The sequence below is a fragment of the Candidatus Nanopelagicales bacterium genome (genome assembly GCA_037045355.1).
In the GTDB taxonomy this organism is placed as follows: Bacteria; Actinomycetota; Actinomycetes; order S36-B12.
The window spans coordinates 91,090-115,227 of record JBAOHO010000022.1 but is presented as its reverse complement, the minus strand read 5'-3'; the positions used below and the strand labels follow the sequence as shown (position 1 = coordinate 115,227).

The window sequence follows — 24,138 nt, the reverse complement described above, 5'->3', positions numbered from 1 at the left end:
GGGCTGACAGGATTTGAACCTGCGACCCCTTGACCCCCAGTCAAGTGCGCTACCAAGCTGCGCCACAGCCCGTGCGGCGAAAATCAGAGTACCTGAACCCGCAGGGCCGCTGATCACCCCATCGGCAGATCCGGTCGGTCAACTGTGACGAGCGCGCCACTCAGCTCGCGACGATCCATGGCCACCACCGTTACCCCCTGCCTGGTGACTGCGAGCCCCTCTGGTTTGCGGACGGATTTGGCGAGGCGCTGGCGCTCCCCCACCACCCAGCGACCGTCGTTCCTGGTCAACTCGGCGATGCATGCATCCTGGTCCGACAGGGCGAGCAGTCGATCCCCCACCGGCGTGCAGTCGCTGATGTCGGCAGGAGCCGGTTCGAGCGCTGACCAGTGGTCCGGCACCAGTCGTCCCGGCTCCGGCGCTTGCCAAGAGCCGGCGACCGGGAAGGTTCCTGCCTCGAGCGTGTCAGCGGCCGACGGCGCGAACTCAACCGCGACAACGGGATCCTTCTCCTTGATGACGAGGAGGCGCCCTCCACTGCCGGGTATCAGGCCCTCACCGCGGGAGTTCGGATCCCGGTTCCACAGCTTCCTCAACTCCTCGTCATCGCTGACATCCAGATGCCAGACTGCCGCGACTCGGCACGTGGCAACCTCCAGCAAGATGACCACTGCCGGTTCCTCGCCCAGGATCAGCAGGCGCCCGGACCCCGCGTCTGCGACCGCCTCGAACTGGCCCGCATCGTCGGGCATGCCGGGGCAGTGATCAAGGTTCAACACCCTCCATTGATCGGGGACCCCGGCACGACCCACCGGGCCGTGGGCGAGCGTCAAGTCCTTGTCCCCCACCACCGCCAAGTGCTCGACCCCGTCCAGATCGAAGGTGCACAGCCCGCTGGCCTCGCGCACTGGGGAGTCGAAGACGGCCGTGACAGCAAGCCGCGCCATCACCGGTCCTTCCGCTTCGACCGCACGCGCAACTGAATCCGGATCGGAGTCCCCGTGAAGCCGAACTCCTCGCGCAGTCGCCGTTCGATGAACCTCCGGTAACCGGCCTCGATGAACCCGGTGGTGAACAACACGAAGGTCGGTGGTCCAGTTCCCGCCTGGGTTCCGAACAGGATCTTGGGTTGCTTGCCACCGCGCACAGGATGGGGATGCGCAGCCACCAACTCCTTCAGGAACGCATTTAATCGCCCCGTACTGACTCGTGTCTGCCATCCCTGAAGCGCGGTCTCGAGGGCGATCGTCAAACGGTCGACACGACGGCCGGTCAGAGCCGAGACGTTGACCCGTGGTGCCCACGAGACTTGGTGCAGGTCTCGGTCCAGTTCACGTTCCAAGTGATGACGCCGTTCCTCATCGACCAGATCCCACTTGTTGAAGGCCAGCACCAGCGCTCGGCCTGCGTCGACGACCATCGAGATGATCCGCTGATCCTGCTCGGCCAACGGCACGGCTGCATCGAGGACGACCACGCCCACCTCCGCGCGTTCGAGCGCGGCGTGCGTGCGGATGCTCGCGTAGAACTCGTGACCCGATGCCTCGCGAACCCGCCTACGGATGCCGGCGGTGTCCACGAACAACCACTCGGTGCCATCGATCACGACCACTTCGTCGACTGGATCGACTGTCGTGCCCGCGACATCGTGGACCACCGTGCGAGTATCACCGGCAAGCCGATTCAACAGACTCGACTTCCCGACATTGGGCCGGCCGATCAGAGCAATCCGGTGCAGCCCGACGGCCGGGACTCGGCGGCCCTCGTCAGGAAGCAGTGCGACCACCTCGTCCAGCAGGTCGCCACTCCCTCGCCCATGCAGCGCGGACACTGCCCTAGGTTCACCCAGACCGAGCGACCACAGGCTCGCGGCCTCCGTCTCGGTGGCAGTGTTGTCCGCCTTGTTCGCCACCAGAAGCACCGGCTTCTGCGAACGGCGCAGAATCCGTACCACCTGTTCATCGGCGGCGGTGGGGCCGACTGTGGCATCGACGACGAACATCGTCACATCCGCATCGCGGATAGCGCGTTCGGCTTGGAGCGACACTGAGGCTCCCCTTCCCACTGCCGCGTTGTCCCAACCGCCGGTGTCCATGAGCATGAAGTCGCGACCAGCCCAATTCGCGCGGTACGACACGCGATCACGCGTGACACCCGGGACGTCCTCGACGACGGCTTCGCGACGTCCGAGGATGCGGTTCACGAGCGTCGACTTACCGACATTGGGTCGTCCAACGACCGCCACCACCGGCAGGTACTCGTCCGCCTCGGTCTCGAAGTCCTCGTCGATCCACTCCTCATGCGCGGCGCGCTCCGCCGCGTTCTCAAGATCGGTGTCCGGGGCGTCGACGAACCACTCCCGGTCACCGGGGTCGACGACCGGGATCGGTTCGGATTCCTTCACCGCGATTCCTCCCGAACACTCAGCACCAACAAGGCGACCGCATCGATGGTCTGGGCGAGGTCCATGTCGGTCGCGTCGACGAGAGTTGCGTCATCGTGCATCCGCAGCGGTGAATGAGTCCGAGTGCTGTCCTTGCGGTCGCGTTCCCGCAGGGCCTCCTCCGTGGCTTCCACACCAGAAGAGGGCCGTCGTTCCTGGGCGTCCTGGGCCGCGCGGCGAGCTGCCCGCACTGCGGGGTCGGCGGTCAGGAACACCTTGACGTCCGCATCGGGAAGCACCTCGGTGCCAATGTCCCGACCCTCGACGACGATCCCGTGACCAGACGCGATGGCCTGGGAGACCTCAGCGCGTTGGAGGCGTCTCAGGAGTGCCCGCACGTCGGGTACTGCACTGACCGCACTTACTGAGTCGGTCACCCGAGTTCCCCTGATGGGCCCTCCGACATCGACGCCGGCGATCCGGATCGTCGGGTTCTCGGGATCGGTGCCACTGATGATGTCCATGTCAGTGAGCAGCGCCCGAACGGCCCTCGGGTCCGACGGATCGGCACCACGTTCCAGCACCAGCCAGGTGGCCGCGCGGTACATGGCCCCGGTGTCGAGGTAGCGATAGCCGAATCTCGTCGCCACGCCTTTGGCCACACTCGACTTGCCAGAACCGCTGGGACCGTCGACGGCGACCACCAACGGACGTTCGCTCATTGGGCGAGGTCCCGGCGCAGGACTTCGGCGCCGCGCAGGTAGACGTGTTGGATATCGGCTCGGGGCACGTCCAGGTCAGCGTGCATCAAGACCCGGACCGCGCGCGGCAGGGCGCCTGCGACGCCGATCTCACTCGCGCACAGCAGGGGCACATCGGTGAAACCGACATCTCGGGCAGCTGCCGCCGGGAAGGCGCAGGACAGGTCGGGGGTCGCGGTGAAGATGACGCTGATGATGTCGTCTGCGGTGATGTCGTTGCGCCGCAACATGACGGTGAGGAGTTCGACTACTGCATCACGCATCTCGTCTGCATCGTCGGCGATGAGATGCGTGGCTCCCCTGATTCCGCGCAGCGCCACAGGACCTCCTTGTCCGCCGCCAGCGTAGTGGTCAGCCGCCTTGCTCTGCACCCGCGGGATCAGTCGCCGCGTAGAGGTCGCGCACCTGTCGCTGGGTCAGTTGCCGCACACGCCCGGGCCGCAGCCCATCGAGGCGCAGTGGACCCACGCTCAGGCGCACCAGGTCGATCACGGGGTGTCCGGCGGCAGCCAACATGCGTCGGACGATCCGATTACGTCCTTGGTGCAAGGTGATCTCGACGATGGCCCGGTCGCCATGACTGCTGACGACGCGAAACGCATCCGCCGCCGCAGGTCCGTCGTCCAGGTCGATCCCGGTGGTGAGGGTCCGGGCGACGCCCTTGTTGACGGGGCCGGGGACCGTTGCCCGGTAGGTCTTGGCCACTTCATGGCGGGGATGGGCGAGCCGATGTGCCAACTCGCCGTCATTCGTGAGCAGCAGCAGCCCGGACGTGTCGGCGTCGAGGCGCCCGACATGGAACAGCCGCTCGGGACGATCCGCGACGAACTGATCCAGGCAGGGGCGCCCCCGGTCGTCGGACATGGCGGACATGACTCCGGTCGGCTTGTTGATCATCAGGACGACAAGGTCCTCGTTGCGCGGCAGTAGGTCTCCATCGACTCGGATCTCGTCGTCCGGGGACACCCGCACTCCTTGCGCGCGCACGGGACGGCCGTTCACGCTGACGCGTCCGGATTCGATGATGAGCTCGCACGCGCGGCGACTGCCCAGACCGGCTCGGGCGAGGGCCTTCTGCAGGCGTTCGCCGTCAGTCGATGAGGTCATCCAGGGAGCCCAGGTCGGGAAGGTGGTCCGCGATCGGCGGGAGTTCCGACAGCGAATCCAGGCCCATTCGATCGAGGAAGTAGTCGGTGGTCACGAACCGCGTGACGTGCTCGCCTCCGGACTCCTCGGTGATGAGTCCGCGAGCCTGCAACGTCTTGATCACACCGTCGGGATTGACTCCCCGCACGGCCCCGACTTGCGCCCGACTGACCGGTTGGCGGTAGGCGATGATCGCCAACGTCTCGAGTGCGGCCTGGGACAGTCGGGACTGGCGGCCATCGGTGACGTAGCGGGTGATGAGTTCGCGGCAACTCGCGGCCGTGTAGAAGCGCCAGCCGGAGTCCACTCGTCGCAACTCGATGCCACGGCCGTCGCCCAGGTATTGCATCGCCAACTCCGCGAGGCAACTCTCCACCTCGACTTCGGGCCTGCCCACCACTTCGGCGAGCATGACGGCCGGCTGCGGCTCATCGGCGAGGAGCAGCAAGGCCTCCAACGCCGCGGACAACGATGGGGCCCCCAGGGGCAGTTCCCTTGTCGGAGTGGAACCCGCGGGGTTCGACTGTTCTGTCGGAATTCGCTCGCGCAGGTCGATCACATCGGGCTCAGCCGTGTCGGAGTCGACCGTCTCGGACGCGATGGCGTCGGAGTGAACTGTGTCGGGCTCAACTGTGTCGGGCTCAACTGTGTCGGGCTCAACTGAATCGGACATAGTCTCTGTCTCCTCGCTGGGCAGGTTCGTCGCCTTGGTCGTCTTCGTCGCCACCGTCGACTTCACCCGCGTCGGCCTGGACTCGTGCGGATCCGGCAGCGACGGACCCTTCCTCGGTGGATCGCTGATCGGCGGATTCCTGGTGGGCGGACTCTTCGTCGGCGGACACTTCACCGACGGACTCTTCGTCGGCGGACACTTCACCGACGGACTCTTCGTCGGCGGACGCTTCACCGACGGACCCTTCGTCATCGAACTCGTCATGAACATCCACTCGGCCGTCATCCGTCCCGGTCCACCGGATGAGCAGATCAGCGAGTGGACCGGCCTGTTCGAAACTGACGGCCGCCTCGCGATACAACTCCAGAAGGGCGAGAAATCGGGCAACGACATGGGGGACGTCCGGGCAGTCGGACACCAGAGCCCGGAAGGTCATCTGTTCCTGGCGCCGGAGTCGGGTCACGATGATCGCGGCCTGGTCGCGAACACTGATGGCCGGAGCGTGGATGTGCGTGACGCTGACTTCCGGCTCTTCGCGGGGTGTCAGAGCACGAATGGCCGCGGCCGCGAAATCGTCATGAGATCCCGGAATCTCGACGTCGGGCAGTAACCCGGTGAGTTCACGGTCCATTCCGACGCGGGCCGGAACCCGCGGAGCCGCCTGGTAAAGGCGGTCCATGAAGAACTCCGACGCCTCCTTGAAGGCGCGGTACTGCAGGAGACGCGCGAACAACAGGTCACGGACTTCGAGCAGGGCGAGATCTTCTTCGTCCTCCTCGGTGTCCCCCGGGAGCAGGCGAGCGGCCTTGAGGTCGAGCAGGATCGCCGCGATGACCAGGAACTCGGTGGTCTCGTCCAGATCCCATTCGTCGCCCTGGTCTCTCAGGTGTGCGACGAAGTCGTCGGTCACTTGATGGAGCGCCAGCGCGGTGACCTCGAGCTTGTGCTTGGCAATCAAGGACAGCAGCAGATCGAACGGGCCGGTGAACCCGTCGACCGAGACCTCGAACACCGCTCCCGATGCCGCCTCGGCGGTGGTGTGCTGCGGCGGGGCAGCGGGGAGGGCAGACGACACCCGACGACGGTAACCCACGGTGGGGTCGGGGCCGCGCAAGGCGCGCGTCGCGTCACCGCCCGCGGGGATGGGCGGTCAGGTAGACCTCACGCAGATGATCGATGGTCACGCGCGTGTAGATCTGGGTGGTGGTCACCGAGGCATGGCCGAGCAACTCCTGCACGACGCGGATGTCCGCGCCTCCCTCGAGTAGGTGGGTCGCGAAGGAGTGCCGCAGCGTGTGCGGGTGAACATCAGTGAGGTGGGCGGTGGCGGCGGCGCGCTGCAAGATCGCCCACACACTCTGTCGCGACAGGCGACCTCCGCGCGGGTTCAAGAACAAAGCAGGCGTCGCTTGGCCCTTGGCCGCCAGGCTCGGGCGCACCCTGATGAGGTATGCCTCGCAGGCTGCGATCGCATGGCGGCCGACAGGGATCAATCGCTGCTTGCGACCCTTCCCCATCACGGTCAGAACGCGGTGGGACAGATCGAGGTCGTCGACATCGCTGCCGGTGAGTTCGCTGACCCGGCAGCCGGTTCCGTAGAGCAACTCCAGCACCGCCCGGTCCCTGATCCCGGCAGGAGTGTGTGGGTCGGGGGCCACGAGCAGCGCCTGCACCTCGGCGACACTCAGGCCTTCGGGCAGCCGGTCCGGTGGCCGGGGCGGATTGACCTGTCCCGCCGGGTCGTGGTCGACGATTCCTTCGGAGACCGCGAACGCATGGAACCGTCTCACGGACACCACCGTGCGTCCGACCGAGGACTCCGCCAGGCGCGCTCCCCCGTCTCCCCCCCGCAGGTGTGCCACGAAACTGGTCACCAAGGCGCTGTCGATCTGCGACGCGCACTTGACGCCCTGAGCCGCCAAGAACTGCTGGTACTTGTCCAGATCCCGTCGGTAGGCCGAGATCGTGTTGCGGGCCAGTCCTCGCTCGACCGTCAGGTGATCGAGGTATTCGTTGACCTGGGCGTTGAGCGGTGTCGGCTCCATCCCCATGGGCAGTCAGCCTACTGAGTCGCGGGAACCTTACTGAATCGACGGAACCTTGCTGAATCGAACGAACCTTGCTGAATCGAACGAACTAGGTGGTGTTGGCTTGGTCCTACCGCCCTCGTCAGGCACACTGCCTGGGTGATCGACCCCTTCCTCACGCTGGGTGGCCTCTTCGCGGGCACCGTCGTGGGGCTGACGGGGCTCGGGGGTGCGGCCATCGTCACGCCCATGCTGCTTCTGCTGTTCAACGTCCCCGCTCCGGTGGCTGTGTCAACCGATGTCGTGTCGGCCGCGGTCATGAAACCGGTGGGTGCAGGGGTGCACATCAAGCGCAAGACGCCCTACTACCCGGTGGTTCTGTGGTTGACCATGGGCTCCGTGCCCGGGGTGCTGCTGGGTACGTGGCTGTTCGCCTTGCTGGTCGCGGACGCCGAACAGGGCGATGAGATCCTCAAACGCCTGATCGGCGTCGTGCTGCTGACCGCCGTCGCCATCACGGTGATCCGGATGCGGCTGCGCAAGTTCGCGGACGTCCATGCCGACCGGGCCTTGGAGTTCAGCCGTGGCCGGCTCGCCATCGCAGCCTCGGTGGGCCTTGTCGTGGGCACGCTGGTCGGACTCACATCGGTCGGCTCGGGCACTTTGATAGCGGCCAGCCTGCTGATCCTCTTTCCGGCGATGCTGCCCAGTCGACTTGTCGGAACCGACTTGGTGCAGGCAGTTCCGATGCTCATCGTGGGCGCGTTGGCGCACTGGGGGCTCGGAGATGTGGACCTGACTGTCCTGCTGTCTCTCATGCTCGGTCAGATTCCGGGGGTGTTCATCGGGGCGCGGGTATCGAGCCGTTACAACGGCCAGGAGTTGCGCTGGCTGCTGCTGGTTTTGGTCGGGGCTGGTGGCTTGGCGCTGCTGGGGGCGCCGACCTGGGTGGCGACCACCGTCACGGTGGTGGGTGTGGTTGGGCTGGGGGTCCCGATCCTGGCCCGGGCGTTCCGGGCTCGGAGGAATCCGCAGCCGCAGCCGGATTCCAGCCCTGACGCGAAGCCCGAGCCCGCCGAGGAGCCGACCGGCACCGCGTGAGCCCCCCGCCCCCCGGTCCAGTTGTGTGGTCGGAGGACTCAGTCCGAAGGCAGCCAGACGCGGTCTTGGCTGATCAACTGATCCCGGGTGGGCCACGGAGTGTCCGCCGGCCGCAGGCCCTGCCAGCCGCGGGCCTGGGCTGCCGCAGCCGCAAGGACTCCCGTGGCCGACGTCGGGTTGGCCAATGCGCCCGCCAGGACGAGATCGACGGCGTCCGACAAGGGGACCCACGCTGTCGGCAGGTCAGCCTCCTCCCCCGAGCCCGGTGGCCTGCCGCCGGGAACCTCGTGCAGGCCCCGCGCGAGGAAGCAGCGAAACGCCTCGCTGGTCCCGCCCGGCGAGTTGAACCAGTCGGCCAGCACATGCCATTCGTCGGCGAGCAGGCCGGCCTCCTCGACGAGTTCTCGCTGCGCCGTGCGCAGGGCGGACTCCCCAACCATGTCCATCAGCCCGGCGGGAGGCTCCCACAACTGAAATCCGACGGGATGGCGGTACTGGCGGATGAACAGGACCCGATCGTCGTCGTCGAGCGCCAGAATGCCGACTGCCCCGGGATGAACGATGTAGTCGCGGACGACCACCTCGCCGCTGCTCAACTCGACGTGGTCGGTGCGCACGGCCCAGCGCAGCCCGTCGAAGCGCGGGATCCGCTGCGTCACTGGGCGGGGGTCGAACTCGTCGGCGATACCTGTCGAGTCCGTGTTGTCCGTGTTGTCTGTCGTATCTGTCATGACCTGGCCAGGCGAGAGGTGGTCGTCGGATTACGCGGGATCGGCGGGTGTGGCACTGCTGGAGATTTGGGCATCTGAAACCTGCGCATCCTGCGACCGCAGTTTGAGCGCCGCCTCGACGAGTCCCGCGAACAGTGGATGGGCCCGCGTCGGCCGGGAGCGGAACTCGGGGTGGGCCTGGGTTCCGACGTAGTACGGGTGGACGGTCTGGGGCAGCTCGACGAACTCCACCAGACGCCCGTCGGGAGAAGTGCCGGAGAAATCCAATCCGGCGGCCGCGAGTTTGGGTCGCAGGGAGTTGTTCACCTCGTACCGGTGTCGATGACGTTCGTCCACGTACGGGGCGTTGTACAGCCGTTCGACCAGTGATCCCGGGGTGAGCTTCGCGGGGTACAGTCCCAGCCGCATGCTGCCGCCCATGTCACGCGCCCCCGAGACGACGTCCATCTGTTCGGCCATGGTGGCGATGACCGGGTGTTCGGTGGTCTCATCGAACTCCATGGAGTTGGCATCGCCCCACTTGAGCTCGGTGCGGGCGAACTCGATCACCATGCATTGCATCCCCAGGCACAGACCCAAGGCCGGGAGCCCGTGCTCGCGGGCGTGGCGCAGAGCACCGACCTTGCCGTCGATGCCGCGGACCCCGAAACCTCCGGGGACACAGATCGCATCCACATCGGCGAGGTGCTCCGCGGCACCTTCGGGGGTGGCGCAGTCGTCGCTGGACACCCACCGCAGATTGACCCGGCAGTCGTGGTGGAAACCGCCGGCCCGAAGAGCCTCGGTGACGGACAGATAGGCATCGGGAAGGTCGATGTACTTGCCGACCAAGGCGATGTCAATCGCGTGGGCGGGCTCGTGGACCCGACGCAGCAGAGCGTCCCAGTCGTTCCACCCCACATCGCGGAAGGGAAGCCCGAGTCGGCGCACGACGTAGGCGTCCAGACCTTCGCTGTGCAGGACCTTGGGGATGTCGTAGATCGACGGGGCATCGACGGCAGCGACGACGGCTTCGGTGTCGACGTCGCACATCATCGAGATCTTGCGCTTGATCGGCGACGGGACATCGCGGTCGGAGCGCAGCACGATGGCGTCGGGCTGGATGCCGATCGAACGCAGCGCCGCCACGGAGTGCTGCGTGGGTTTGGTCTTCTGCTCACCTGACGGGCCGATGTAGGGCAACAGCGACACGTGCAGAAAGAAGGTGTTCTCGCGACCGATCTCGTGGCGCACCTGGCGGACGGCCTCGAGGAACGGGAGAGACTCGATGTCGCCGACGGTGCCGCCGACTTCGGTGATGACGACATCGATGTCGTCGGTCGCCATGCGCAGAATCCGAGACTTGATCTCGTTGGTGATGTGAGGGATGACCTGCACCGTGTCGCCGAGGTATTCCCCGCGGCGTTCCTTGGCGATGACCGTTGAGTACACCTGACCGGTGGTCACGTTGGCCGAGCCGTGCAGGTTGGTGTCGAGGAATCGCTCGTAGTGGCCGATGTCCAGGTCGGTCTCGGCGCCATCGTCGGTGACGTACACCTCGCCGTGCTGGAAGGGGTTCATGGTCCCGGGGTCGACGTTGAGATAGGGGTCGAGCTTCTGCATGGTGACCCGCAGACCACGGGCCTTGAGCAGGTTGCCAAGGCTCGAGGCGGTCAAGCCTTTGCCGAGGGAAGAGGCGACTCCGCCGGTGACGAACAGGTGCTTTGTGGTCCCCGGACTCATGGGAGATCAGACTATCAGCGACCGTAGTGCGACATCTCGTCGCGAAACTGGGCGAGTCCCATCGGTCCCAGGCGGATGGCGGCCATGTGCCAGTCCTTCAGATCGAACTGTGGGCCCAGACGTTCCTTGGCGTCGGAACGCAGTTCCCACCACACTCGCTCGCCGACCTTGTACGAGATCGCCTGCCCCGGCATGCCCAGGTAACGGTCGACCTCGCTGGCGGCGAAGTCCGCGTCGAGCAGCGCCACGTCCATCAGTAGTTGACGTGCCATCTTCGGCGTGACGTGACCGCGCTGGCCGGGGAACCCCGCCGGAACAGTGCGTCCGGTGTGCAGTCCGATGTCGACAACCACCCGGACGGCTCGCATCAGCTGGGCACTCAGGAAACCGATGCGGGTGCCGGGTTCGTCGAACCACCCGAGTTCGTCGGCGAGCCGTTCGGCGTACAGCGCCCACCCCTCGGCATGTCCAGACGTGAACCCGAGCAGCCGCTGGAACCGCGACATCGACTCTTGCACCGCTGTCGCACCCAACTGCAGGTGATGGCCGGGCACTGCCTCGTGGTACCAAACCGACTCCAGCCACCACCGCGGGAACACCTCCGCGCCGCGGGTGGGGTACCAGGTGGTCCCGGGTCGAGACAAATCCTCGCTCGGCTGGACGTAGTACGGTGCCGCCGCGGAACCCTCGGCGGCGATCCGGACGTGGCATTCCCGAACGCGCGGGTCGATGTCGAACAGCACCTGATCGACTCGGTCTGTGGCCTGTTCAGTCAAACGCTGAAGATGATCGGTGAGCGCGGGGACCCCGTAGATCTGGTAGGTCGGGTCGTCGCCCAACGCCGCCCGGAGATCACGCAACGGAACCTCGGGCAGAATCCGGTCGGCCTCGCGACGAAGCTCGACACTCAACCGACCGATCTCATGCCACCCCCAGTCATAGGTGTCGTCCAGGTCCAGATCGACCCCGTTGAACGCGGCGGACGCGCGCACATAACGTTCCTCGCCGACGGCGTCCTCGGGATCGGCCATGGCCGCATAGACATCGGACAGCCACACGGCGGTGTCGGTGAATCCGGCGCGGGCCCGTTCCACGGCGTCGTCGGGGATGTCTCGCCCGGCGACGTAGGCAGGCAGCCACGCCTGCGCGTAAGTGGCCATCTGTTCGGCCACCGCCACGGCTTGTCGGCGGGCGGCAGGACAGTCTTGGCGGACGCCCTCATGCAGAGTTTCGCGCCACCCCGCCAACGTGGGCCCCACCTGGGTGAGCAACTGCGTGGCCACGTGATCGTCGGTGGCGAACTCCAACGCCATGCGGACCTGTTGGGGCGGGCTGGCCAGCACGTTGATGGTGCGCAGGTAGTCGCCGGCGTCCGCAGCGGCCAGCGTGTGTCCGAACTGTTGCCCCATGACCTGGAGGGCGATTCGGTCCGCGTCCGATTCGACCGGAGTTCGGGCAGCGCGATCGGCCAGATCACGCAGATGATCGAAGCGGGCGATGTGACCAGCCGGACTGAAGTCGGTGAGAGTGGGAGTGGTCGACCCGAGCCCGAGGATGAGGCCGAGGCAGGGGTCGTCAGCCGCAATCAGATCGACTGCCTGATCGGCCAGCTCGAACGCCGCACTTGTCGTCATGGCTGCGCCGATTCCCTGGAGCGTGCGTGGGTCTGCGTGCCGGCGAGTTCGAGCAGTTCCTTGGCATGAGCCAAAGCAGCGGCGGAGTCCGGCTGCCCCGACAACATGCGCGAGAGTTCGGTGGTGCGGTCCTGTCCGGTCACTTCGGTCACGCTCGTGGCCGTGACCATCCCGTCGGAGCCCTTGCGCACCACGATGTGTTGATCCGCGAAGGATGCGACCTGCGGCAGATGAGTGACCACCAGCACCTGCGATCGAGTCGCGAGTCTCGCCAGGCGCCGTCCGACTTCGACCGCGGTGCGCCCCCCGATGCCTGCGTCGACCTCATCGAAGATGAACACCCCGGGCGGCGCGCTGGCCGCCAGTACAACCTCCAGCGCCAGCATGATGCGGGACAGTTCGCCACCTGACGCGCCCTCGCCGACGGGCGCCGCGGCGGCTCCGGGGTGGGGGCTGAGCAGGAATCGGACGACGTCGACACCGGCCTCGCCGAAGGCCACCCGGCGGCCGTCGGAGAGCGAAAGTCCCTTGTCGTCAGGGCGCTGCTCGACCTCCACGCTGAACCGTGCGTCGGGCATGGCCAGCCCGGCGAGTTCGTCGGTGACCTCCTGGGACATCGAGTCGGCGGCCTTCTCGCGTGCTCGCGTCAGGCGCTCGGCGGTCGCTGCGAGCGCGGTCAGGCATTCGGACACCTTGGTCCTCAGCTCTTCGACCGCCTGCTCACCGCCGTCGATCCCGGCCAACTCGGCTCGGATCGTGTCCGCATGGGCCAGTACGTCGTCGACGCTGGGTCCGAATCTGCGCAGTAGCGGCGTCAGCCGAGCCTTGCGCAGGTGCAATGCCTCCAACGCCGCCGGATCGGCCGATAACGAGTCCGTGTAGGTGCGCAGTTCACCGGCGAGATCACGACTCGACTCGTGCAGGGTCAGGAGCCGGTCAGCGTATGTCTGCAGCGAAGGGTCGAACCGCGCCGCGTGGCGCACGCGCTCCGCGGCTGCGGCCAACGCCGAGACGGCTGCATCATCGCCACCGATCAGAGCCAGGGCGGTGGACATGTCGTCGTTCAGGGCCTCTGCGTTGGCCAGGCGCGTGATGGCATCACTGAGTTGTTCATCTTCCGCCGGGACGGGGGCGACGTCGTCGATGTCCGCGAGTTCGGCCCGCAGCCTGGCGATGCGGTCGCTCCGGTCGCGTCCTGCTCGCGTCAGTTCGACCAGTCGATCGGTCAGCTTCAGGTACTCGCGATACCGGGTGTTGTACTGGGCGCCGAGGTCCGCGGCTTCAGGTCCGGCGAAACGGTCCAGCGCCGCGCGTTGTCGGCGGGCGCTGCGCAGTTGCAGCTGATCGCTTTGCGAGTGACGTTGAGCGAGGGACCCGCCGATCTCGGACAGCAGCGACACGGGAACGGTGACTCCCCCGGCGGTCGCCCGGCCTCGCCCGCTGCGTGGGACCACGCGCCCGATGACCAGTTCGGCGGTGCGGGTGTCGTCGTCGATGTCGTAGCGTCCGCCGGACTCGGTCACGGCCGTCACTGCGGGTGAATCGGCGGGCAGGTCGATGACCGCATCCACGCGGGTTCCCTCCGCGCCGAGTAACGCTGTGTCGAAACGATCGCCCAGGATCAGCCCTAGGGCCGAGACGACCATCGTCTTGCCGGCGCCGGTTTCGCCGGTGAAGACCACCAGCCCCGGATGGAGGTCGATGTCCGCGGCCCGGATCACCCCGAGCCCGTCGATGCCGAGGTGCCGGATCACGTGATGTCCCGGCCGCGCCAGCCGGCCACAGGGAGGTGGAACTTGGCGACCAGGCGGTCGGTGAATTCCGATTGATGGACGCGGGCGAATCGGATGGGCCGATCGAGGGAGGTGACCTCGACCCGGCTTCCCGGGGGCACGGGATGGGTCCGTTGCCCGTCGCACCAGATCACGGCATCGGGACTGGTGTCCGCGAGGTCCAGTGCCACCAGGTTGGTGGGATCAACCACCAACGGGCGAGCGAACAGCGCGTGGGCGCTGATCGGCGCCACGATCATCGCGGAGACACCGGGCCAGATGACCGGACCGCCCACGCTCCATGCGTATGCCGTCGAGCCGGTCGGAGTCGCCACCACGACACCGTCGCAGCCCCAACGCGACAACGGTCGCCCTTCGATCTCGAGCATCACATCGATCATGCGTTGCCGCGCGGCCTTCTCGACCGATGCCTCGTTCAAAGCGAAGGTGCGCCATACCTGCTCGCCATCGACGAGCACCCGCACCGACAACCCGGTGCGTTCCTCGACGCGGTAGGTCCGGTCGACGACTGCCGCGACCAGGTTCGGCACGTCGTCGGTTTCGAGCTCCGCGAGGAATCCCACGTGACCGAGATTGACCCCCAGCAGCGGAACGCCCGCGGCGACCGCGTACTCCGCTGCCCGCAGGATCGTGCCGTCGCCCCCGACCACGACGACCAGTTCGCAGGTGCAGTCGTCCCGCCAGGCGGTGATCGGGAGATCGACTGAGGCTGAGGCAATGTCGTCAAGTTCGACCTCGGGCACCCGGACGCAGATGCCACGCTCGGACAGCTGACCGGCGAGTTGCCGCGAGATGTTCAGCGCGCCCGCCCGCCCGGAGTGGGTCACCAACAAGACCTCGCGCTGACTGCTCACCCGGCAACGCTAACCTTCTCGGCCGACAACGGTTGGTTCAGGAGCGCGAGTCGCCCACATCGGGCCACTTGATTCGCTACTGTTCGGACGTTGACCGGACCTCATGACCCGGTCTGCGAAGGGAGCCCCCCGGTGAATGGTGCAACCGCAGTGTCGGCTCCGCGCCGATGGCCGGCGGTTCTGATCCTCCTTTCGGTGCTCGCGGCGCTCTTCACTGTGAGTGCCGCACCCGCGCTGGCGGCGGAGGAGCAAGGCGCCGAAATCCGAGGGACGATGCTCGATCCTGCGGGTCAGCCGATCCCCGGCGTGAGTTTCCAGGTGACCAATGCCGCGGGGTTCAACGGCGACGACACCACCAACAAGCAGGGCCAGTGGGTCGTCCCGATTCCCGGCCCGGGCCAATACGTCGTCACGATCGACACCACGACACTGCCCGAAGGCGTGACTCTCACCGACCCGGAGAAGACCTCGCTGACGGTCAATCTGCTGTCGTCGTCGAAGACCGTCGCCTTCCCGACCGGCGAATCGTCGACCGTCCGCGAGTCCTTTCTGGACCGATTCCTGCAGCTTGCCTCCGACGGATTGGTGTTCGGGCTCATCATCGCGCTCGCCGGCGTCGGCCTGTCGATGATCTTCGGAACCACCGGTCTGACGAACTTCGCCCACGGTGAGATCGTGACCCTCGGTGCCATCGCGACGTTCGTGTTCAACAACATGCTCAGTCTGCCGTTCCCGCTGGCTGTCGCCCTCGGGGTCCTCGTGTGTGGCGCCTTCGGCGCGCTGAACGATCTCGGCACTGTGGCGACCGCTGCGCCGCAAGGGCGTCAGCCTGATCGCCATGCTCGTCGTGTCGATCGGCTTCGGCATCTTCTTGCGCTACGTCTACCTGTTCTTCTTCGGCGGGGACACCGAGCAGTACGCCTCCTACAGCGGTCAGGCGGGATTGGCTCTCGGCCCCGTCGACATCACACCCAAAGTGATCGTCGGCAGCATCGTCGCGGTGATCGCGCTGATCTTGACCATGATGTGGCTGGCACTCACCAAGAACGGCAAAGCCAGCCGCGCAGTGTCGGACAACCCCGCTCTCGCATCGGCATCGGGCATCAACGTCGAACGGGTCATCAATCAGGTTTGGATCATCGGAGCCGCCCTGGCGGGCCTTGCCGGCTCGCTGTACTCCATGAGCGTCGGGGTCAACTGGCTCGAGGGATTCCAACTGCTGTTGCTGGTGTTCGCGGGTGTGATCCTCGGCGGCCTCGGCACAGCGCTGGGCGCCATAGTCGGGTCCTTGGTCGTCGGAGTGCTGATCCAGGTGTCCACCTTGTTCATCCCCACCGAGATGAAGACCGTCGGCGCTCTGGCGATCATGATCATCATCTTGTTGATCCGACCGCAGGGTCTACTCGGACGACGAGAGCGAGTGGGGTGACGACATGGACTTCAACCTGATCCTCAACCAGTCCATCACCCAGGGCCTTGGCGTCCAGGCGGTGATCTTCGCCCTGGCCGCTATCGGCCTGAACGTCCACTTCGGCTACACGGGGCTGCTCAACTTCGGTCAGGCGGCGTTCTTGGCAGTCGCCGCCTATGGTCTCGGGGTCACGGTCGCGACCCTGGGTCTGTCCTTGTGGGTCGGCATCCTGGTGGGCCTCCTGGCGGCGGTGGTCCTCGCCCTGTTGCTGGGCATCCCGACGCTTCGCCTGCGGGCCGACTACCTGGCCATCGTCACGATCGCCAGCGCCGAGATCGTCCGACTCGTCGTCAGGTCCGTGACCCTACGCGACATCTTCGGCGGCTCCGACGGCATCAACCGATTCGCCAACGACTTCTACGCCCTCAACCCCTTCAGCGCCGGACTCGCGCTCGGCCCGTTGACCTTCAGCCAGAACGACCTGTTCGTCGTCGTGGTCGGATGGCTTCTCGTGGCCCTGTCGTGCCTCATCGTGTTCCTCGCCATGCGATCTCCCTGGGGCCGCGTCCTCAAGGGCATCCGCGAGGACGAGGACGCCGTGCGCAGCCTCGGCAAGAACGTCTACTCCTACAAGATGCAGTCGCTGGTCCTCGGCGGCGTCCTCGGCTGCCTCGGAGGGTTCATCTTCGCGATCTCGTCGCAGTCGGTCCAGCCGGACAACTACGGCACGGACCTCACGTTCTTCGCGTGGGCCGCGCTGATCCTCGGTGGGGCCGCCCGCGTGTTCGGGCCCGTCCTGGGCTCCATCCTCTTCTGGTTCCTCCTCGTGTTCATCAACGTGGCCCTGACCGAAGCAGTCCGCGTCGGATACATCACCTTCATCGACGGCACCCAGGTCGGGCAGATCCAGTTCTGGATCCTGGGCTTGTCCCTCATGCTGCTGATGATCTTCCGACCGCAGGGGATCCTGGGCGACAAGCGGGAGTTGGCGTTCGATGTCAAATAACGAGAAACGTGAGATCGCCCGCGCAGCACTGGCCGGCGTCTCCCATGACGCCGGAGCCGCCAAGCCAGACCCCATCTTGATCGCCGATGGCGTGACCCGGCAGTTCGGTGGACTGACCGCCGTCAACGTCGAGCACGTGGAGATCCAGCGCGGTGCCATTACGGCGCTGATCGGCCCGAACGGTGCCGGCAAGACGACCTTCTTCAATCTGCTCACCGGGTTCGACCGCGCCAACGAGGGTCAATGGACGTTCGAGGAACGCCAGATGGCCGGCATTCCCCCCTACAAGGTCGCCCGGATGGGAATGGTGCGCACCTTCCAACTGACCAAGGCGCTGTCCAAGATGACCGTCATGGAGAACATGCTGCTGGGCGCTCCGGACCAGCGGGGCGAGAACTTCTTCCGCAGTTTGATCCCGGGCCTGTGGCGGTCTCAGGAGCAGACCAATGAGGCCCGCGCCGAGGAACTGCTGGCGCACTTCAAGCTCGACGCCAAGAGTGAGGACTTCGCCGGGTCCCTGTCGGGCGGGCAGCGCAAACTTCTCGAGATGGCCCGCGCCCTCATGGTCAAGCCCAACCTGGTCATGTTGGACGAACCCATGGCCGGTGTGAACCCAGCCTTGAAGCAGTCCCTGCTCGACCACATCCGTGAACTGCGCGAAGCCGGCATGACGGTGCTGTTCGTCGAGCACGACATGGACATGGTCCGCGACGTGTCCGACTGGGTGATCGTGATGGCCCAGGGCCGCATCATCGCCGAGGGCCCGCCGTTGGAGGTCATGCAGCAGCAGGCCGTCATCGACGCGTACTTGGGCGAACACCACGACGCCTCGCTCGACACCGGGAGCGCCCGATGAGCACGACCGATCCTTACGATCCCCTGGACCCCATCAACCCACTGGAGCCCGGGTCCGACAAGTTCATGCAGCAACTGCATGTCGATGCCGAGCAGGACACCCGCTCGAAGGAACTGACCACCCGTGACCATCACCTGGCCACATCGGGGAACGCCCTGCTGCGCGCCGACGAGGTCGTGGCCGGTTACATCCCGGGCGTCAACATCCTCAACGGCTGCGACTTCTACGTCGACGATGGCGAGATGGTCGGCATCATCGGGCCCAACGGTGCCGGCAAGTCCACGCTGCTCAAGGCGCTGTTCGGACTCGTGCGCATCCGCACGGGAACCGTTACGTTGAAGAACGAGGACATCACCAACCTGCGCGCGGACCGGCTCGTGCGCCAAGGTCTGGGGTTCGTCCCCCAGACCAACAACGTGTTCCCCTCGCTGACGATCGAGGAGAACCTGCAGATGGGCGCCTACCTCGCCCCCAAGAACTTCAAGCAGCGGTTCGACTACGTCTGCGGGATCTTCCCGCGACTCGGCGAACGGCGCAAACAACGCGCGTCGGCGCTGTCCGGTGGTGAGCGTCAGATGCTGGCGATGGGCCGAGCACTCATGATGGAGCCGTCGGTACTGCTCCTCGACGAACCGAGCGCGGGCCTCTCCCCGCACTGCAGGACGAGGTGTTCGTCCGCGTGCGGGACATCAACAACGCGGGCGTGACCGTGATCATGGTCGAGCAGAACGCTCGCCGTTGCCTGCAGATCGTTGACCGAGGCTACGTGCTGGACCAAGGACGTAACGCCTACACCGGCACCGGCCGCGACCTCGCGCACGACCCCAAAGTCATCGCCTTGTACCTGGGCACGCTGGGCGCCGAACGCGACGAAGGCACCAAGGACCTGTAGCCCCATCCCCGTCAGCGACACCGGATCATGTGCCATCGTCGGCGGAGTTCCCACCGCCCTGCTCAGGTCATCCGCACACCGCCGTGGCCCACGATCGCGATTCGGCTCGGCGACGGCGCGCCGGATCACTGCCGCTTCCGATTGCCTTCCAGTAATCGAACCAGCACACTGTGTGACCTCACGGCTCGCGTGATCCCGGTCAAACCCGGGTTTCAGAATTCTAGTGTCAGTGGACCAGTGGAGGCTCTCGGTGGCCCGACAGTTGCGACGACCCACACCGCGGCGATGGACCCGTTACGTCGCGGCGGCGCTTGCCGGCTCCCTGCTCACGACGGCAGCGCCCGTCGCGGCGTTGGCCGAAGAACTCTCCTCGCAACCGAGACCGCCGGCCCCGACACCGCCCCGGCAGACCCGAGTCCAGCTGTGTCGCAGCCACCGGTCGGTGCCGCCGCCACCGTCCCTGCGGGGTTCTCCGGGGACGGAGGCAACCCCGCCGATCTGCTCGTCGCCAACCGGGTCATCGTCGATCCGGGCGTCCCACTGAGCGAACTCACCACCGATGAGAAGACCATCTGGCGATCGCAGTGGAACACCGTGGGCCCGGCGTTCGGAGCGGATGTTCAGGTGGACAACACAGTTCGCCCAGGGGGCCAGGCCACGGTGACTATCCCACTCGTGCGACGAGCCAACCCAGGCGTCCGCGCCAAAGATGTCCAAGTGCGGATCACGGCCGAGAGTGGCCGGATCTCCGCGGTCAAGGGTACTCGCTGGTCCTGTGACCCGAGCAAAGACGACACCGTGTGTGCCTATCGCAGGACCGTAGGTTCCGCGACCAGTCCGTCGAAGCTGACCGCCGATCTCGCCGTACGGGAAGGTGCCCGTGGCAAGGCTCGGGTAGTTGTCGTTGCGACCTGGAAGGAGCAGCGGATCGTCAACGCGATTGGGGGTGCGACGGGACCGGTGGGCACCTATCGGACCGATGGGTGGCGACCCGGCAGAGTCAAGGCAACGGAAACCAGCGAGTTGCTCCCCCGATTGCGGATGCGCACCGAATCGTCCGGGAACAACAAGGACAACGCCCTGGTCTCCGTCGGTTCAGGGACGACGATCCAAGACCGCGCCGTTGCCCTGAGTGCCATCGTCCCCAGCGCGGCGGGCCAGCCGGTCGACTTCGCGTGGAAACAGGTCGGTGGCCCCGAGATGCGGCTGACGGATCGGTCGATAAGCAACACCAACGGAGCCAGCAGCGTGAACGCAATCGCGCCCACAGACCTGGACAAGCCCGCCAGGGTGGCGTTCCGAGTGAGAGCCGCCAGCGGCGGCGCGGCGCTCACGCGCACTGTACGACTCACCGTTGTGCCCATTGAGCGAGCCAAGGTCACGATGCCGGCGGGTACGCAGAAGGAGATCCTGGACACAGCTAGGGTCACCGGAAAGGGAAGGACTTACAACAACTCCCGAACCGAGTTCACTGTCGAATCGCCCGGTGTGCTGGCCAACGGACGTGCCCGAATGCAGTTCGTCGCGCACTCCCGGAACACCCGAGTCAAGCGAGTGACCTGGACGCAGCTGTCAGGACCACCCGTGGTGATGAAGAAGACGGGCAAGACGACAGCCGTGGTGAAGGGCGACTCACAAGCCGGGGTGGCGACGATGCTGGCCACAGCGCAGGTCGCGGGGCGGGGCACAATCGAGCGCGCCGAGTTGGTCAAACTCGGAAGCGGCATCACCCGCACCGAGATCCTCCTCCGAAGCAAGAGCGTGGGAGCGCGCAGTTCCAAGACCTGATAGCCCCTTTGTGTGCGGTCGCAACGATCGGATCGAGCTCCACCATCACCTACACGTTCCCCGGTAGTGCCTCTGTGACCGTGAAGAAGGAGGACCTGGGAAAGAACAACAGCCCCAAGGACCTCGAAGACCTCACCAAGTCGAATTGCGACAAGTCCGAACAGGCCCTTACCTTCACCAGACGCCGTGCTCACCTACAACGGCAACACCTTCCGCAGTCTCACCGGTGAAATCAGCAGCGAGATGCTGGATCTGTTCGGCATGAAACTCAAGCTGGAGGATCTGGCGCCCGGTGCGTTCAAGACCGCCTGGGTACAGAAACTGGCCGGCAAGGCAGATCCCGCGTTCACCCTGGACAAGGACAAGACCTTCCAGGCCAAGTGGGAGTCCAAGGATTCCAAGTGGGGTTCTCTGGAGGGCGAGTTGGTCCTCGACTCGAAGATCGCCTCCCTCCCGATCCTGCCGTTGCCGACCGGCTGGACCCGTAAGCCCACCGCCTTGGCGCTGGCGACCAAGAAGGGGATCATCGGATACAACTCAACAGTCACGCTCACCCAGGAGTACAACGCCAAGCGCGAGGGCGATACCGAAAACGCCGACGGTCAAGCCCTTTTCGTCGGCGAACTGGCCAAGATGAACGTCTCGAAGCTCAGCGCTCATGCCGCCAACCTCGCTGTCCTGACCGCAGCGGATGGGAAACAGGTGAGTTTCAACGGCGACGCCGAGATCAAGGACTCCAGCGGAAGGTGGACGGGGTCCGTCGAAGCGAGTGCGACATGCCCGACGGACGGGTGTGCACTCATCGGAGGTGCTCGGCTCAAGAATGCAAAGCTGAGTTGGTCGCGGGAATCCACGTCGGATCAGGCGGGTGTCGCAGCGCGCGCCGGCGACGACGAGGAATCCACCCGCACCACAATCGCAGCAACAGGATCGTTGAGCGTCGAACACCTCGGAGACATCGACGTCGAAGGTTCTTTCACGGACGTCGGCAACTGGTCGTTGGCCGCCAAAGTAGCCCCAACCGTGAAGCGGCAGGTCAAAGCCGGTGTGACCCTGACGAAGATCTCAGGCGAAATCAAGGTCGAGACCCCCGAAGCTTCGAAGGACGATCCCGATCCTGACAGTCACCTGACGTTCGGCATCGGCGGCGAACTCGAGGGCTTCTCGGTCGGCAACCTGACCAACGGCAAACTCTCCGGTGAGTTCTCCAACATCTGCACAGAAGCCGACCAAGAAGCCAAGAAGTGCGACCGCTCCAACCTGCACCTCGCCATCGAGGCCACCGGGAAGTTGCGTCTGGCAGGCAAGGACGTCGACATCACGGCGCGAGGAATCGTGGACCTCGCCAACGATGATCTGGAACTTACCGGGGTCATCGGCTCGGCCGAAGGTTTCGGGCCACAAGAACTGAACATGAAGAACTTCGGAATCACCTTGACCAACAACTCCAAGATGGCGCAGTGCGTCGCAAAGTCGGACAAGGGTGAAACGGTCACTGAAGACGGTCAGCCCCTCCAGATCGGAGCCCTCGCCGATCAAGCCGATCCGAAGACGCTCATGGTCGTGATCGGAGCAGACGCTGAGCTGACGGGGACTCCTGTCAAGATGTACGGGCAGTACTCCAACGGCGGTCAACTATGCATGTGGGGCGCCACCAACGAGCTCCTTCACCAAGGGTGGGTCTGACGGTCGATGACGCATACGTCGCCTACAGCACATTTGAGGCCGACATCACCCTGCCGGGTGCCAAGCAGGTTCGCGTCGACGCGAACTCGCTGAATCTCGCAGGCGACTTCGCACTGAACCGGGAGCAGTCAGCTTCCGTCACCGGTTTGTCGACGCAGAAGGTCAGAGAACCCACTGACCGACCATGTGACGATCAATCTCACATTCGGCAAGGGGCTCACCAGTTTCAGCGCGAAAGCCGCCTACCAAATGGCACGCCCATGGATGATGTCGGGAACTCCTGACAACGGATTTGCCGTCTCGGGCCTCGAACTCTTCGCGAAGTTCGACGGTGGTAGCGGCACGGCCACGATTGGTTTCGGCGTCACCGGTAGTTATGACACCCCCGCCAAGAACGGTGTCGGCGCTTCCCGCACACCCGTCTTCGCCACCATCGACTTGGAAGCCGGCGGCAGTACCGGTTTCCAAGCCTGCCTGACGGTTGGTGTCAACGGCGGCCAGCCCGTCTTGAACGCCTTCGGCATCGCTGAGTTCAATCTCAGCAAGATGGCGATCGCAGGGTGCCTGGCCGCCGACCCGGTTCAGTCCTCCGTCGCGTTCAACTTCGAGGCGCAGTTGCCGAGCAGTTGGACCAAAGACATCGCGTTCATCAACTCACCAAAGGTTGCCTTCGGATTCAAACTCTCCCTCGACTCCCCGTGCCTGGTGGCGAGTGTGGGTGACGACCGATCCGCCACCGGCCCGGACACGCGTCAGACCGTGTTCGACCTCGCCAACGGTGGATTCCTCACCGCGAAGTTCCTCAAGATCGTCGTCGCCCCAGTCGGCTGCACCCTGCCGCTGTCCGACGGCAAGAACGACGAGATCGATCCCGGATTCGCCTTCGCCTTCGACGGGCAGATCATCGGCGCTGACGTGTACGTCAACGTCGCCGTGGCGCTGAAGCCGTTCGCGGTCAAAGCCAGTGTTGAACTGCCCGCGATCGAGACAGCCGGCTTCTCCCTGACCGGCTACGAACCAGGCACCCCGCTGCGATTCAGCATCGACACCGCCGCCGGCAAATACACGATCGATGCCGCCATCGAACTCGGGACCGAGTCGACCGGCGCTCGCGTCCGAGTGCTGGGCGATCTGGACACCAAGGCCAAGACCCTGCAGATGAAGGGCAACGGTGACGTCCGCCTCGCGGCGATCACCTTGGCGTCGGCAGATGTCGTGGCCGACGTCAAGTGGGGATCGGACCCCGCCTACAAAGCGAACGTCAACGGACTGGTCAACATCTTCGGAATCGTGACCGTGCGAGTGGGAGCGGACCTCACGTATGAGGACAAGAAGCTCAAGCAGTTCTACCTGGGTGTGGGGGTAAGGGCCAACATCGCCGTCGCCTCCATCGATGGCACGATCGTCATCGAGTACTGCCTGGGCACCCTGAACGACTTCCAGACCGTTGCGGACAACTTCGAAAGGACCAAGAGTTTCGACAACAAGAACTACTGCACCCGGGCAGACAACCACAAGCGGGTGCGGGTCTGGGGTTCGGTCGATCTCGGCTTCTTGATGTGGAAGACCCACAAGGTGGCGGTGCTCTACAACTCCGACAATGACCAACCGGTCTACGAGGACTACAACGTTCCGACTGATCGCACTCCCCCGGTTCGTCCCCACGGTGGATGA

Annotated in this window: 23 protein-coding genes; 9 read left to right on the top strand and 14 right to left on the bottom strand. The window is 65.5% G+C overall.

What is annotated here, in order from left to right:
* Positions 1–113 precede the first annotated feature (113 nt).
* The 8 genes from V9E98_12580 to xerD are packed head-to-tail and all read right to left on the bottom strand — an operon-like array spanning position 114 to position 7,008.
* A complete protein-coding gene (locus tag V9E98_12580) occupies positions 114–947 on the bottom strand; it encodes an SdiA-regulated domain-containing protein (protein ID MEI2717801.1) in 834 nt (277 codons plus the stop codon).
* Complete coding sequence (der, locus tag V9E98_12575) at positions 947–2,404, bottom strand: ribosome biogenesis GTPase Der (protein MEI2717800.1); 1,458 nt, start codon at positions 2,402–2,404, stop codon at positions 947–949. The genes V9E98_12580 and der overlap by 1 nt, the downstream gene beginning before the upstream one ends.
* Positions 2,401–3,105: a (d)CMP kinase gene (cmk, locus tag V9E98_12570; GenBank protein ID MEI2717799.1), complete on the bottom strand. Its 705-nt coding sequence runs from the start codon at positions 3,103–3,105 to the stop codon at positions 2,401–2,403. The genes der and cmk overlap by 4 nt, the downstream gene beginning before the upstream one ends.
* Positions 3,102–3,464 carry a chorismate mutase gene (gene aroH / locus V9E98_12565; GenBank protein MEI2717798.1) on the bottom strand — a complete coding sequence of 121 codons (363 nt, stop codon included), beginning with the start codon at positions 3,462–3,464 and terminating at the stop codon, positions 3,102–3,104. Before aroH ends, cmk begins: the two co-directional genes overlap by 4 nt.
* Positions 3,465–3,495: 31 nt before the next feature.
* Positions 3,496–4,251, bottom strand: coding sequence for a pseudouridine synthase (locus V9E98_12560; protein ID MEI2717797.1), 756 nt, complete (start codon positions 4,249–4,251; stop codon positions 3,496–3,498).
* Entirely contained in the window at positions 4,235–4,963 is a 729-nt protein-coding gene (gene scpB / locus V9E98_12555; GenBank protein MEI2717796.1) for an SMC-Scp complex subunit ScpB, read from the bottom strand. The genes V9E98_12560 and scpB overlap by 17 nt, the downstream gene beginning before the upstream one ends.
* Positions 4,947–6,038 (bottom strand): ScpA family protein, encoded by a 1,092-nt coding sequence (locus V9E98_12550; protein ID MEI2717795.1) that lies wholly within the window; start codon positions 6,036–6,038, stop codon positions 4,947–4,949. The genes scpB and V9E98_12550 overlap by 17 nt, the downstream gene beginning before the upstream one ends.
* A 52-nt stretch (positions 6,039–6,090) precedes the next feature.
* Positions 6,091–7,008, bottom strand: coding sequence for a site-specific tyrosine recombinase XerD (xerD, locus tag V9E98_12545; GenBank protein ID MEI2717794.1), 918 nt, complete (start codon positions 7,006–7,008; stop codon positions 6,091–6,093).
* Between the two features lie 141 nt (positions 7,009–7,149).
* On the opposite strand from xerD, the gene V9E98_12540 reads away from it, so the two are divergent.
* Positions 7,150–8,091 (top strand): sulfite exporter TauE/SafE family protein, encoded by a 942-nt coding sequence (locus V9E98_12540; protein ID MEI2717793.1) that lies wholly within the window; start codon positions 7,150–7,152, stop codon positions 8,089–8,091.
* Between the two features lie 38 nt (positions 8,092–8,129).
* Here the strand turns inward: V9E98_12540 and V9E98_12535 are convergent, their stop codons facing one another.
* From V9E98_12535 to V9E98_12510, 6 genes are all read right to left on the bottom strand, one after another.
* Entirely contained in the window at positions 8,130–8,822 is a 693-nt protein-coding gene (locus V9E98_12535) for an NUDIX hydrolase (protein MEI2717792.1), read from the bottom strand.
* Positions 8,823–8,852: 30 nt separating this feature from the next.
* Positions 8,853–10,544 (bottom strand): CTP synthase, encoded by a 1,692-nt coding sequence (locus V9E98_12530; protein MEI2717791.1) that lies wholly within the window; start codon positions 10,542–10,544, stop codon positions 8,853–8,855.
* A 14-nt stretch (positions 10,545–10,558) separates the two neighbouring features.
* Positions 10,559–12,178, bottom strand: coding sequence for a DUF885 domain-containing protein (locus tag V9E98_12525; GenBank protein ID MEI2717790.1), 1,620 nt, complete (start codon positions 12,176–12,178; stop codon positions 10,559–10,561).
* A complete protein-coding gene (recN, locus tag V9E98_12520; protein MEI2717789.1) occupies positions 12,175–13,932 on the bottom strand; it encodes a DNA repair protein RecN in 1,758 nt (585 codons plus the stop codon). Before recN ends, V9E98_12525 begins: the two co-directional genes overlap by 4 nt.
* The gene (locus tag V9E98_12515; GenBank protein MEI2717788.1) at positions 13,929–14,825 is read right to left on the bottom strand and encodes an NAD kinase; all 897 of its coding nucleotides are present in this window, start codon (positions 14,823–14,825) and stop codon (positions 13,929–13,931) included. The genes recN and V9E98_12515 overlap by 4 nt, the downstream gene beginning before the upstream one ends.
* A 290-nt stretch (positions 14,826–15,115) precedes the next feature.
* The gene (locus tag V9E98_12510; GenBank protein MEI2717787.1) at positions 15,116–15,307 is read right to left on the bottom strand and encodes a hypothetical protein; all 192 of its coding nucleotides are present in this window, start codon (positions 15,305–15,307) and stop codon (positions 15,116–15,118) included.
* Positions 15,308–15,663: 356 nt separating this feature from the next.
* On the opposite strand from V9E98_12510, the gene V9E98_12505 reads away from it, so the two are divergent.
* From V9E98_12505 to V9E98_12470, 8 genes are all read left to right on the top strand, one after another.
* Positions 15,664–16,254, top strand: a complete 591-nt coding sequence (locus tag V9E98_12505) for a branched-chain amino acid ABC transporter permease (protein ID MEI2717786.1) — start codon at positions 15,664–15,666, stop codon at positions 16,252–16,254.
* Positions 16,255–16,258: 4 nt separating this feature from the next.
* Positions 16,259–17,242: a branched-chain amino acid ABC transporter permease gene (locus tag V9E98_12500; protein ID MEI2717785.1), complete on the top strand. Its 984-nt coding sequence runs from the start codon at positions 16,259–16,261 to the stop codon at positions 17,240–17,242.
* On the top strand, positions 17,232–18,098 hold the full coding sequence (locus tag V9E98_12495; GenBank protein ID MEI2717784.1) for an ABC transporter ATP-binding protein: 867 nt from the start codon (positions 17,232–17,234) through the stop codon (positions 18,096–18,098). Before V9E98_12500 ends, V9E98_12495 begins: the two co-directional genes overlap by 11 nt.
* Positions 18,095–18,805, top strand: coding sequence for an ABC transporter ATP-binding protein (locus V9E98_12490; protein ID MEI2717783.1), 711 nt, complete (start codon positions 18,095–18,097; stop codon positions 18,803–18,805). Before V9E98_12495 ends, V9E98_12490 begins: the two co-directional genes overlap by 4 nt.
* Positions 18,802–18,990 carry a hypothetical protein gene (locus V9E98_12485; GenBank protein ID MEI2717782.1) on the top strand — a complete coding sequence of 63 codons (189 nt, stop codon included), beginning with the start codon at positions 18,802–18,804 and terminating at the stop codon, positions 18,988–18,990. Before V9E98_12490 ends, V9E98_12485 begins: the two co-directional genes overlap by 4 nt.
* Before the next feature lie 423 nt (positions 18,991–19,413).
* Positions 19,414–20,778 (top strand): hypothetical protein, encoded by a 1,365-nt coding sequence (locus V9E98_12480; protein ID MEI2717781.1) that lies wholly within the window; start codon positions 19,414–19,416, stop codon positions 20,776–20,778.
* A gap of 186 nt (positions 20,779–20,964) precedes the next feature.
* Positions 20,965–22,464: a hypothetical protein gene (locus V9E98_12475; protein MEI2717780.1), complete on the top strand. Its 1,500-nt coding sequence runs from the start codon at positions 20,965–20,967 to the stop codon at positions 22,462–22,464.
* A gap of 186 nt (positions 22,465–22,650) precedes the next feature.
* Positions 22,651–24,138 (top strand): hypothetical protein, encoded by a 1,488-nt coding sequence (locus V9E98_12470; protein ID MEI2717779.1) that lies wholly within the window; start codon positions 22,651–22,653, stop codon positions 24,136–24,138.

Coding starts and splice junctions, on each gene's coding strand:
- V9E98_12580 (MEI2717801.1), bottom strand. CDS start 947: ATGGCGCGGCTTGCTGTCACGGCCGTCTTCGACTCCCCAGTGCGCGAG.
- cmk (MEI2717799.1), bottom strand. CDS start 3,105: ATGAGCGAACGTCCGTTGGTGGTCGCCGTCGACGGTCCCAGCGGTTCT.
- V9E98_12560 (MEI2717797.1), bottom strand. CDS start 4,251: ATGACCTCATCGACTGACGGCGAACGCCTGCAGAAGGCCCTCGCCCGA.
- scpB (MEI2717796.1), bottom strand. CDS start 4,963: ATGTCCGATTCAGTTGAGCCCGACACAGTTGAGCCCGACACAGTTGAG.
- xerD (MEI2717794.1), bottom strand. CDS start 7,008: ATGGAGCCGACACCGCTCAACGCCCAGGTCAACGAATACCTCGATCAC.
- V9E98_12535 (MEI2717792.1), bottom strand. CDS start 8,822: ATGACAGATACGACAGACAACACGGACAACACGGACTCGACAGGTATC.
- V9E98_12530 (MEI2717791.1), bottom strand. CDS start 10,544: ATGAGTCCGGGGACCACAAAGCACCTGTTCGTCACCGGCGGAGTCGCC.
- V9E98_12525 (MEI2717790.1), bottom strand. CDS start 12,178: ATGACGACAAGTGCGGCGTTCGAGCTGGCCGATCAGGCAGTCGATCTG.
- V9E98_12505 (MEI2717786.1), top strand. CDS start 15,664: ATGCTCGTCGTGTCGATCGGCTTCGGCATCTTCTTGCGCTACGTCTAC.
- V9E98_12500 (MEI2717785.1), top strand. CDS start 16,259: ATGGACTTCAACCTGATCCTCAACCAGTCCATCACCCAGGGCCTTGGC.
- V9E98_12495 (MEI2717784.1), top strand. CDS start 17,232: ATGTCAAATAACGAGAAACGTGAGATCGCCCGCGCAGCACTGGCCGGC.
- V9E98_12490 (MEI2717783.1), top strand. CDS start 18,095: ATGAGCACGACCGATCCTTACGATCCCCTGGACCCCATCAACCCACTG.